At 63.0% G+C, this 10,396-nt stretch carries 11 protein-coding genes; 3 read left to right on the top strand and 8 right to left on the bottom strand.

The genetic code is table 11. The features are described from left to right. The 8 genes from ACIQ17_RS25420 to ACIQ17_RS25455 all read right to left on the bottom strand — a co-directional run. A partial coding sequence (locus ACIQ17_RS25420) for a PAS domain-containing protein (RefSeq protein WP_398472043.1) occupies nt 1-1,415 on the bottom strand: 1,415 nt, incomplete at its 3' end. Nucleotides 1,416-1,474: 59 nt separating this feature from the next. Then, complete coding sequence (locus ACIQ17_RS25425) at nt 1,475-2,953, bottom strand: ATPase domain-containing protein (protein WP_398472044.1); 1,479 nt, start codon at nt 2,951-2,953, stop codon at nt 1,475-1,477. A 96-nt stretch (nt 2,954-3,049) separates the two neighbouring features. Beyond that, nucleotides 3,050-3,841 (bottom strand): thioesterase family protein, encoded by a 792-nt coding sequence (locus ACIQ17_RS25430; protein WP_398472045.1) that lies wholly within the window; start codon nt 3,839-3,841, stop codon nt 3,050-3,052. 5 nt (nt 3,842-3,846) lie between these two features. Further along, nucleotides 3,847-4,815 (bottom strand): NAD(P)H-dependent flavin oxidoreductase, encoded by a 969-nt coding sequence (locus tag ACIQ17_RS25435; protein WP_398472046.1) that lies wholly within the window; start codon nt 4,813-4,815, stop codon nt 3,847-3,849. A gap of 150 nt (nt 4,816-4,965) precedes the next feature. Then, nucleotides 4,966-5,532, bottom strand: coding sequence for a hypothetical protein (locus ACIQ17_RS25440; protein WP_398472047.1), 567 nt, complete (start codon nt 5,530-5,532; stop codon nt 4,966-4,968). Between the two features lie 47 nt (nt 5,533-5,579). Beyond that, nucleotides 5,580-6,161 carry a YqaA family protein gene (locus ACIQ17_RS25445; RefSeq protein ID WP_398472048.1) on the bottom strand — a complete coding sequence of 194 codons (582 nt, stop codon included), beginning with the start codon at nt 6,159-6,161 and terminating at the stop codon, nt 5,580-5,582. A gap of 78 nt (nt 6,162-6,239) precedes the next feature. Then, on the bottom strand, nt 6,240-6,629 hold the full coding sequence (gene hisE, locus ACIQ17_RS25450) for a phosphoribosyl-ATP diphosphatase (RefSeq protein WP_398472049.1): 390 nt from the start codon (nt 6,627-6,629) through the stop codon (nt 6,240-6,242). Nucleotides 6,630-6,723: 94 nt separating this feature from the next. Next, the gene (locus tag ACIQ17_RS25455) at nt 6,724-7,149 is read right to left on the bottom strand and encodes a hypothetical protein (RefSeq protein WP_398472050.1); all 426 of its coding nucleotides are present in this window, start codon (nt 7,147-7,149) and stop codon (nt 6,724-6,726) included. Nucleotides 7,150-7,385: 236 nt separating this feature from the next. On the opposite strand from ACIQ17_RS25455, the gene ACIQ17_RS25460 reads away from it, so the two are divergent. The 3 genes from ACIQ17_RS25460 to ACIQ17_RS25470 all read left to right on the top strand — a co-directional run bounded on the left by ACIQ17_RS25460 (nt 7,386) and on the right by ACIQ17_RS25470 (nt 10,345). Beyond that, nucleotides 7,386-7,880: an ABC transporter substrate-binding protein gene (locus ACIQ17_RS25460; protein WP_398472051.1), complete on the top strand. Its 495-nt coding sequence runs from the start codon at nt 7,386-7,388 to the stop codon at nt 7,878-7,880. Then, nucleotides 7,867-8,439 (top strand): ABC transporter substrate-binding protein, encoded by a 573-nt coding sequence (locus ACIQ17_RS25465; protein WP_398472052.1) that lies wholly within the window; start codon nt 7,867-7,869, stop codon nt 8,437-8,439. Before ACIQ17_RS25460 ends, ACIQ17_RS25465 begins: the two co-directional genes overlap by 14 nt. A 139-nt stretch (nt 8,440-8,578) precedes the next feature. After that, nucleotides 8,579-10,345, top strand: a complete 1,767-nt coding sequence (locus ACIQ17_RS25470; RefSeq protein ID WP_398472054.1) for a glucan ABC transporter ATP-binding protein/ permease — start codon at nt 8,579-8,581, stop codon at nt 10,343-10,345. Nucleotides 10,346-10,396 lie beyond the last annotated feature (51 nt).

Below are 10,396 nucleotides of genomic sequence, written 5' to 3' on the forward strand. Positions count from 1 at the left end.
ATGCCTTCGCCATTGTCGATGATCGAGACCTTGAGATAGTCGCCCGCCTTCAGCGCGCCTGCTGTCTTGGCCACCTGGTAGCTTGCCAGATCGATCGCGATGGCACCGCCATCGGGCATGGCGTCGCGGGCATTGATGACGAGATTGAGGATCGCGAGTTCGAGCTGATTGGCGTCAATTCGCGCCGGCGGAAGTCCGTCCGGAATGTCGAAACTCAGCGCGATGCGCGGACCGAGCGAACGGTCGAGCAGATCGCTCATGCCACGCACGAGAATGCCCAGATCCACCGCCTCCGCGCGCAGATCCTGCTGGCGCGCGAAAGCCAGCAGACGCTGTGTCAGCGATGCGCCACGCTCGGCGCCCTGCATGGCGCCGTCGACCAGGCGCTTCAGCCTGGGATCATCGGGCATGCGCTTGCGCAGCAGTTCGAGATTGCCCATCACCGCCATCAGGAGATTATTGAAGTCATGCGCCACGCCACCGGTGAGCTGGCCGATGGTCTCCATCTTCTGCGCCTGGCGCAACTGCTCCTGCGCGCGCTCGCGGGCTGCGGATTCCTTCATGAGATCGGATGTCCGCTCCTCGACACGCTGTTCGAGTGTCGCCGTTAGTTCGGCCAGTGCGGCACGTTCGGTCGTGAGCTGTGCCAGCAGCTTGTCACGCTCCATGTCCGCAGTCTTGCGCGTCGTGATGTCCACGGACACGCCAACCAGCGTTTTCGGCTGGCCATCCGGTCCGCGCACGATGCGCGCCCGCGTTTCGACCCAATGCACCGAGCCATCGGCCCAGACATTGCGATATTCGACATTGTAGTCCGCCCCCGTCGTCAGCGTCGCGTCGAGCGCCTGCTGTCGTTGCGCGCGATCCTCCGGATGGATCGATGCCTGCAGCTCGCTGAAGGAAAACACCTCGTTCGGCCTGCGACCGAAACAGGCTTTCGTCGTCTCGGAGACTTCGAGCCGCAATTCCGGCAAATGCAGTTCGAGCGTTCCGAGCCGCCCTGCATCGAGCGCCGTCTGCAGCAGCGCCTGGCTGTCGCTCAGGTCTTCAAGAATGGCCCGCGTCTGATACTGACGCCGACGCCCGCGCACCGACGATCCGACAACGCTGATCAATGTGGTCGGGTGAAACGGGCGTTCAAGGAAGGTGACGTTGCCGAATACCTGACGCAGCCGCGCGGCGTCGGGATTGCGCTCGGGACCGCCGCCTTGCCGCGTCAGCAGCACGATGGGAAAATCCGACCAGACCGGCTGGTTATGCAGCCAGCGATCGAGATAGCGCAGATCGGCGTTCTTGATCGCTTCGTCGGCGATCACGGCGCAACCGGCACCACTCTCGATCTGGCTGACGAGTTCGGCAAAATCGGAACAGGTCGTCGCGTAGTAGCCGGCTTCGCGGATCAACGACTCCGCCAAGGCGGCATCGCGGCCGTTCGGCGCGAGGATGACAGCGCGCTCAGAAAGTGGACCTGGCCTCACGGCTTCCGTTCTTCCATCATCGGCGTTGTACCAGAGTACTGCGGCACACCACGCAGCACGCCCTGGAACGACTTCAGCGGCTCGCCGATGGTGAGACCACGGCCATCGATACGATATTCGCGGATGGTCGTTTCATGTGTCCCGGTACGTTTCTTCACCACCGAAATCGCACGATGCACGGAGCCAAAGGCTTCGAAATAGCGCAGCAGGATCACGGTGTCGGCGAGATAGGTAACGTCCACCGGCGCCTTCATGTCGCCGACAAGCCCGTGCTGTGCCACCGTCACAAACGTCGATGCACCGCGTCTGTTCAGATATTGCAGCAATTCATGGATGTGCAGGACCAGCGAGTTTTCTTCCGGCATCGCCGCCTGATAGCCGTTGAGACTGTCGATGACGACGATCTTGATATCCTTCTCGTCGACCTGCTTGCGCACGCGATGTGCGAATTCGCCGGGCGACAATTCGGCGGCGTCGACCTGCTCGATCACCAGTTGCCCGTTGTCGCGCAGGGCAGCGAGATCGATGCCGACTTTCAGCATACGATCCATCAGCAGACCGAGTTCTTCATCAAACACGAAGAGGGCCGCCTTTTCGCCACGCTGGATCGCAGCCAGAACATTGATCAACACGACCAGCGATTTGCCGGTACCGGCGGGACCGAGGATCAGCGTGCTGGAGCCACTCTCGATGCCGCCACCCAGCAGCGCGTCAAATTCAGCAATTCCGGTCGACCGCGTGACACGCTTCTGGCCGACACGATGTTCCGATGCGACAAGCCGCGGAAACACATGAGCACCGCCATGAGTGATCGTCATGTCGTGATAGCCGCCGCGGAATTTGGTGCCGCGATATTTGATGATGCGGGCGCGGCGGCGCTCGGCACCGTAATCAGGCGCAAGTTCTTCCAGCCGAAACACACCATGCGCCACGCTGTGGACGGTGCGATCCGCGACATCGGCGGTGAGGTCGTCGAGCATCAACACCGTGGTGTTGAAGCGTGCGAAGTAATGTTTGATGGCCAGTATCTGGCGCCGGTAGCGCAGCGAGCTTTGCGCCAGCAACCGGATCTCGGAAAGACTATCAAGCACCACGCGGGTCGGCTTGCTGCGCTCGACGGCATCGAAGATCTGCCGCGTGGTTTCGCCCAGTTCGAGGTCGGATGAATAGAGCAGGCTCTGCTGCTGATCATCATCGAGCAGGCTTTCGGGCGGCAGCAGTTCGAACACATCGATGTTGCCATCGATGGTCCAGCCATGTGACTGCGCGCCGTCGCGCAACTCTGACTCGGATTCCGACAGGGTGATGTAGAGGCACTTTTCGCCGAGCCGTGCCCCTTCGAGCAGGTACTGCAGTGCGACGGTGGTTTTTCCGGTGCCCGGTGCGCCCTCGGCCAGAAAGATATGCCCTCTGGTCAGGCCGCCCGAAAGGATGTCGTCCAACCCCCAGATGCCCGTCTTCGCCTTGTCCGCCATCGCCTTGAAAACCTGTTTACGCGCTCAATGGATACCAACCCGGCTTGATGGAACCGGTTCCATCGACAGTATCTCACAACGGGGTGGCGATCGGCGTTAACGCCGCTCGATGACGAGGCTTTGCACCGCACGGCCGAAATAGCCGTTCACATCGGCAAGCTTGGATGCAGCGAGCCCACTGCCATCCGGCCCGATCCAGGTTTCGGAATCCAGCAGTATCCAGTCACTGACCGGCGGCCGCGCCATGCTGACGGTAAGATCGGCGTTCAGGAACGTCCATTCCTTGAAGCTGAGGACCGATGACGAGCCGTTGCTGAAATCGGACGCGATCACCGCGCGCATGGCCTGCGATAGCGGTTGGCCTTCGATGATGGCCCGGTTGGCACGGTACCAGATCGCGCCGGGGCCGAGGGTCAGGAAGCCGCCATGCACCGCACGGATCGTCATACCGGAGACGAAGGGACTGCTGTGATGCGTCGGCTCGGACAGGCCGGGAGCATCGGGCAGCGGCACGGTGACCGGCGCATCCTTGATCTCGACCGGCAGCGGCTGCGCTTCGACGCGCATCTTGAGCACCGTCGCAGTAGTGACCACGGTACCGTTGGACAGCAGGCGAATGCCGACGAGCTGGATCTTGCGGCCTTCCCGCAGCACCTCGACTTCATAGGTCAGTGGCGCCACCGGCACCGGCCGCATGAGATCGATGGTCACGCGCGTCACCGCCATCGGCGATGACGCCGGCAGTTGCTCGGCCAGCCACGTCACCAGTGCCGATGGCGCCGAGCCGTGCTGCATATGCGGATTCCACGGCCCCGCCGCATGCGGGCTGGTGATGATGCGATTGCCGTCGATACGGTAGACGGCATCGCTGACGGGATGCTTGTCCATCGGTGTCACAGCGCAGGGTCGACGGCTTCGTCATATTCCTTCTTGAGGCGCGCCACGAGTTCGGCCACCGGCACCACCTTCTTGACGCTGCCGATACCCTGACCGCTGCCCCAGATTTCCTTCCAGGCCTTCGGCTTCTGGCGCTCGCCATTGGCATCGGTGCCGAAATTCATCTTCGACGGATCGGAGACCGGCAGATTTTCCGGGTCCATGCCCGCCGCGACGATCGACGGCTTCAGATAGTTGCCGTGCACGCCCGTGAAGAGGTTGGAATAGACAATGTCCTGCGCCGCCGAGGACGCGATCATGTCCTTGTAGCCCTGCACCGCATTGGCTTCTTCGGTGGCGATGAAGGCCGAGCCGATATAGGCGAAATCGGCGCCCAGCACGCGCGCGGCCTTGATGGCGCGGCCATTGCCGATGGCGCCGGACAGCGCGATCGGGCCGTCGAACCAGGCGCGCGTTTCGGCGACGAAAGCGAGCGGCGAGATTTCACCGGCATGACCGCCTGCACCCGCGGCAACGAGGATGAGGCCGTCGGCCCCCTTCTCGATCGCCTTGTGAGCGAAGCGCTGATTGATGACGTCGTGGAAGACGATACCGCCCCAGCCATGGGCTGCCTGGTTGAGCTCCTCGCGCGCACCGAGCGAGGTGATGATCATCGGCACCTTGTGCTTCTCGCACAGCGCCAGATCCTGATCGAGGCGGTTGTTGGATTTGTGGACGATCTGGTTGACCGCGAACGGCGCCGAGGGGCGATCCGGGTGCGCCTTGTCATGGGCGGCGAGTTCTTCCTTGATCCGGTGCAGCCATTCGTCGAGCAGCGCCGCCGGGCGCGCATTCAGCGCCGGAAACGAACCGACGATGCCGGCCTTGCACTGCGCGATGACAAGATCGGGCCCCGAAATGATGAACAGGGGCGAGCCGATCACGGGTAGCGACAGGCGGTTCTTGAACAGGGCCGGCATGGACATTCTGGAGAATTCCTCGAGGTCGTTTCTTATGAAAGCCGCCCGTGAAACGGGCCGGTGATGCAGCGCAAACATGCCAGAAACGGCGCCGGAAAGCCAAATCTGTTGCGGCAATACAGCAGCAGACTTGCGGCACCGTGAGGCGGAATAAACCTACTGGCAGACGGCCTGGGTGACGTAATTGTCCGTCCGGCAATCGCCCGGTTCGGGCTGGCGGCCGGGGATCATCGCCTTCGGCGAACAGGTCTGCGCCGCATCGGTATCGAGGCTCTTCCCCTCTTTATATCCCTTGCTCTGGCAGAGCTTGTCGGACGCTGCCTTGCAATCCGGCGCGCCATTGGCGGCGACCGGACAGACCACGCGGCCCTTGACCACCGTGTTCAGGTTGGTCGTCCCGAGCGCCGGCAGCGACCATGACGGGACCAGCGACGGCGTATCCTTGAAGAGCTTGTTGATCTCGTTGAAAAGGCCGGGATTTTCGCGCTCGACCGGCGCCGGCGGCGGGGCCTGCTGGGCCATCGGGGCCGGCGCCAGCGCGGCTGGTGGCGGCGGTGCCTGGGTCGCGGGGGCCGGCGCCACCTGGATGATGATGGATTTCTGCTGCGGGACCGTCTGCTGCTGCATGGCCTGCGACCAGGCTGACCCGGGCACCACCGCAAACATCATCGCGGCAACGATGACGCGCGTTTCAGATCGCAGCAGATGCACAGGCCTGGACATGGCTCGAAACGTACTCCGGCACCCTTGCCGGGGGAAGTCCATTCGCTTCAGAACAGTTTGAATGCGACCACGAAGCCGCCGACCAGACCGATCAGCGCAAGCGTCACGACCAGGCCGAGATGCTTCTCGATGGTCTCGCGAATCCAGACGCCGTAGCGATTCATCAGGATCGCGACCACATAGAAACGCGCGCCGCGCGCGACCACCGACAATGCGATGAACATCCAGATATTGTAGTTGGCGAAACCCGACGTGATGGTCACCAGCTTGTAGGGGATCGGGGTCAGACCCTTCAGCAGGATGATCCAGGCGCCATATTCGGCATAGCCGGCGCGGAAGGCTTCCACCTTGTCGCCATAGCCGTAGAACTGGATGACCCACTGACCGACGCTGTCATACAGCAAGTGGCCGATGAGATAGCCCACGACACCACCCGCGACTGACGTGACCGTGCAAATGGTCGCATAGAGCCACGCCTTGTTCGGCCGGGCCAGCGCCATCGGGATCAGCATCACATCGGGCGGTATCGGAAAGAACGAACTTTCCGCGAACGATACGATGCCCAGAATCCAGAGGGCGTAAGGCTTGTGAGCGGCGTCGATGCACCAATCATACATACGTCTGAGCATGGCCCGCGATGAACCATTCCGACGACGATTTGTCCATGCTTGATTGGTGACGGTTGCGCGACAGGAACCCGTGCGCGATCAGCCGAGTTTGCGGATACGATCTTCCAGCGCGTCAATCGGTCGCCGGCTGCCGCTGCGCGATTTTGCCGCTTTGGGCGATTTCGGGAGTTTCTCCGCAATGCCCATCATGCGCTCGCGGCGTGCCATTTCGAACCAGACCTGTTCAGGACGCACGCCTGCAGCAGCCCAGAGAACGGTCAGATTGTACAGAAGGTCGGCACTTTCGCGGATCACCGCATCGGGCCGGCCGGCCACCGCGTCGATCACGACTTCGATAGCTTCCTCGGCGAGCTTCTTCGCCATCTTGTCCGGCCCCTGTTGAAACAGCTTGGCCGTGCGCGATGTCGCAGGGTCGAGATCCCTAGCCGCGAGTACCGCCTGATAGAGTCGGTCGAGCGAATCACTCATGCAACTAAACTAACGCAAAGCTGCAACAGTTGCGTTAACGCAAATCGCCGGTCGCGTGAGGCGACCGGCGATCGTGAATGCGTGATGCGACCGTTTACCAGGTCATGCGGCGCGAGTTGTCGTAACCGTAACCGCCGCCATAGCCGCGATACGGGCCGCCATAATAGCCGCCGCCGTACCCATAGCCGGGGCTGCTGTAATAGACGGGGCCACCGCCATAATAGCCGTAGCTGTCATAATAGCGCGGGCCGCTATTGGCTGCAGCGATCGCGCCAATGGTGCCGACAACGGCGCCGAAGGCCGCGAGACCGGCTGCATTGCCGCCGCCGCGATAATGACGACGACGCGAACTGAAGTCGGTCACGTCGCTCGAGCCGTGATGGGTGGTTGCCTTGGCAGGTACATTATTCACCGACGCGGCGAAGGCGCCGGTCGGCGCGACGGCCGAAATCGACATGGCAGCGACAGCCGCGAGTGCAATGGTGCGACCGGTATTCTTAAATGAACGACGTCCAATCATCTGAATGCCCTCCGTGGTCATTTGGCCCTGCGGGCCGCTGCATCATCAACCACGTTGCGCATCTTGAGTTCCGTCACCCCAACGGGAGCTGAACGACCCGTGACGGAATCGAGGCGCTCATCTCCTGTTCATGTTGTGGAGGCTAGTTTTAAGGCGCAAGATGTCGCAGCCCGGTGCCTTCAAGCGAACATACCGGGTCGATGAAAGAGCCTTTCCATTGTTACTTGCACAGGCCGATGCCCAGATTTGCGCCCACCATCTCCAGACGGACTCTGCTTCAGGGGATAGGTGCGCTTGGCGTTACGGCTTTTCACGCACCTCATCTCCGCGCCGCGGAGGAAGCTACGGCAGCGAACATCCAGTTCACGCTGGACCGCCCCGTCGACGCCATTGCCGCGCCCTTCGTGCTGGCCGCGACCCGCGGGCTCTATCGCGACGCCAACCTCAACGTTGCGCTGCAAGTCGCGACCGGCTCCAAGGACACGATCACCCGCGTTGCGTCGGGCGCCAGCGACATCGCGGTCGCCGATTTCAATGCGCTGATCCGCTACCGGTCCGAACCCGACTCTCTGCCGATCAAGGCCGCCTTCATGCTCCTCAACCGCGCGCCTTATGCCGTGGTCGCCCGCAAGAGCCGCGGCGTGATTTCGCTCGGCAGCCTCGAAGGCCGCACGCTCGGCGTGGCCGAAGGTGATCTGGCCCCGGCTGTGGCCCGCCGTGGCGCGCCGTAACGGCATCAAGCTGTCTGCCGTGAAGCAGGAGAAGATCAGCCCCGCCGTGCGCGAGCCGATGCTGTCCGCCGGTCAGGTCGATGCCGTCACCGGCTTCTCCTATCTCTCGGCGGTCAATCTGCGCGACCGCGGCGTGCCTGCCGACGATCTCGCGGTCTTCCGCTTCGCTGAATTCGGCTGCGTTGCCTACGGGCTTGCGGTGATCGTCAATCCGAAATTCGCAGCCACCCGTCCCGACGCGGTGAAGCGTTTCGTTGGCGCGATCACCGAAGGCACGCAACTGGCGATCCGCGAACCGGACAAGGCCATCGACGACGTGCTGACCCAGATGGATGGCGGCACGCGCGAGCTCGAACTGACGCGGCTGAAGATCGCGCTCGGCGACAACATCGTCACCGACGAGGTGAAGCGTAATGGCCTCGGCGGTATCGATACCGCACGTTTCGATGCGTCGCTGACCTCGATTGCCGAAGATTTCGCGCTCCGCAAGCGGCCGACGGCTGCGGATGTGTTCGATACCGCGTTCCTGCCGGATGCGAGTGAGCGCAAGGTCGATTGAACGCCGTAGCGCTGGGCCGTAGGATGGGTTGAGCGGAGCGATACCCATCACCACAGGCACCGGCGCATGTGGTGATGGGTATCGTTCCGGCGCTCCGCGCCTTCACTCAACCCATCCTACGGGCCCGCACTGGATTCTCATGATCAAACTCTACATCCGCGTGCTGGACCTGCTCGGCAAGGAAAAGCGCCTCGCCTGGCTGCTCGCCATCGCCAATCTGCTGCTGGCCTGCGCGCAATTCGCGGAACCCGTTCTGTTCGGCCGCATCATCGACGTGCTGACCAAAAGCGGGACAGCGGATGCAACGCAGACCTCACCCTGGCCCTTGCTGGCGGCGTGGGTCGGCTTCGGCCTGTTCACCATCTTCTGCGGCGCCATCGTCGCGCTGCATGCCGATCGCCTCGCGCATCGCCAGCGACAGGCCGTGCTGACCGATTATTTCGAGCACATCATGCAGCTGCCGCTGACCTTCCACACCGGCACCCATTCCGGCCGCCTGATGAAGGTGATGCTGGCGGGCACCGATGCGCTTTGGCGGGTCTGGCTCAGCTTCTTCCGCGAACACTTCGCGTCCATCGTGTCACTGCTGGTGCTGCTGCCGCTGTCGATCTATCTGAACTGGCGCCTCGCCGCGCTGCTGATGGTCCTGTGCGTGGTCTTCACCATCCTCACCACGCTGGTGGTGCGCAAGACATCGGGCATGCAGACCGAGGTCGAGGAGCATTATGGCGACCTCTCCGCGCGCGCATCGGATTCGCTGAGCAATGTTGCGCTGGTGCAGAGCTTCACCCGCATCGAGGCCGAGGTCTCGAGCCTGCGCGGCGTCTCCGGCCAGCTCCTCGCAGCGCAGATGCCGGTGCTGTCGTGGTGGGCGATCGTCTCGGTGATGACGCGCGCCTCGACCACCATCACAGTGCTGGCCATCTTCACCGTTGGCATCGCGCTGCATCAGCAGGGTCTCACCACCGTCGGCGAGATCGTGATGTTCGTGTCGTTTGCCACCATGCTGATCCAGCGACTGGAGCAGGTGGTCGGCTTCATCAACAGCGTGTTCATGGAAGCGCCGCGCCTGCGCGAATTCATGAACGTGCTCGACGCCGTGCCGGCGGTGCGCGACCGCCTCGATGCCGTCGATCCCGGCCGCCTGCAGGGCCTCGTCGAATTCCACGACGTCTCGTTCTCCTATGACGGCAAGCGCCCGGCCATCGAGGACCTCACTTTCACGGCGCTGCCCGGCCAGACCATCGCGCTGGTCGGCTCCACCGGCGCCGGTAAATCCACGGCCATCGCGCTGCTGCATCGCGCCTTCGATCCGCAATCCGGCATCATCAAGATCGACGGCATGGATGTGCGCGCGCTCACTCTGTCGGGTTTGCGACGGAACATCGGCGTCGTGTTCCAGGAGGCGCTGCTGTTCAACCGCTCGATCGCGGAGAACCTGCGTGTCGGCAAGCCGGACGCCACCGACGAGGAGCTGCGCATCGCCGCCGAGCGAGCCCAGGCGCTCGACTTCATCACCCGCAGCGACAACGGTTTCGACACCAATGCCGGCGAGCGCGGCCGCATGCTGTCCGGCGGCGAGCGCCAGCGGCTGTCGATCGCACGGGCCCTGCTGAAGGACCCGCCGATCCTGATCCTGGACGAGGCGACCTCGGCGCTGGATGCCGTGACAGAAGCCAAGCTGAATCTTGCTCTCGATGAAGTGATGAAGGGCCGCACCACATTCGTCATCGCGCACCGGCTCTCGACCATCCGCAATGCCACGCGGATCCTGGTATTCGAGAACGGCCGCGTGACCGAAGCGGGAACTTTCGATGAACTGGTGGCCAAGGGCGGCTATTTCGCTTCGCTGGCACAGGCGCAGTTCATGGTGCAGGAACAGGCGAAAGCGGATGCGGGGCTGTGAGGCGCCCGACATGGCTGTCGTCGCCCGGCCGTGCGCGCAATTGCGCGCTAG

Source organism: Tardiphaga sp. (assembly GCF_044340795.1).
Taxonomy (GTDB): domain Bacteria; phylum Pseudomonadota; class Alphaproteobacteria; order Rhizobiales; family Xanthobacteraceae; genus Tardiphaga.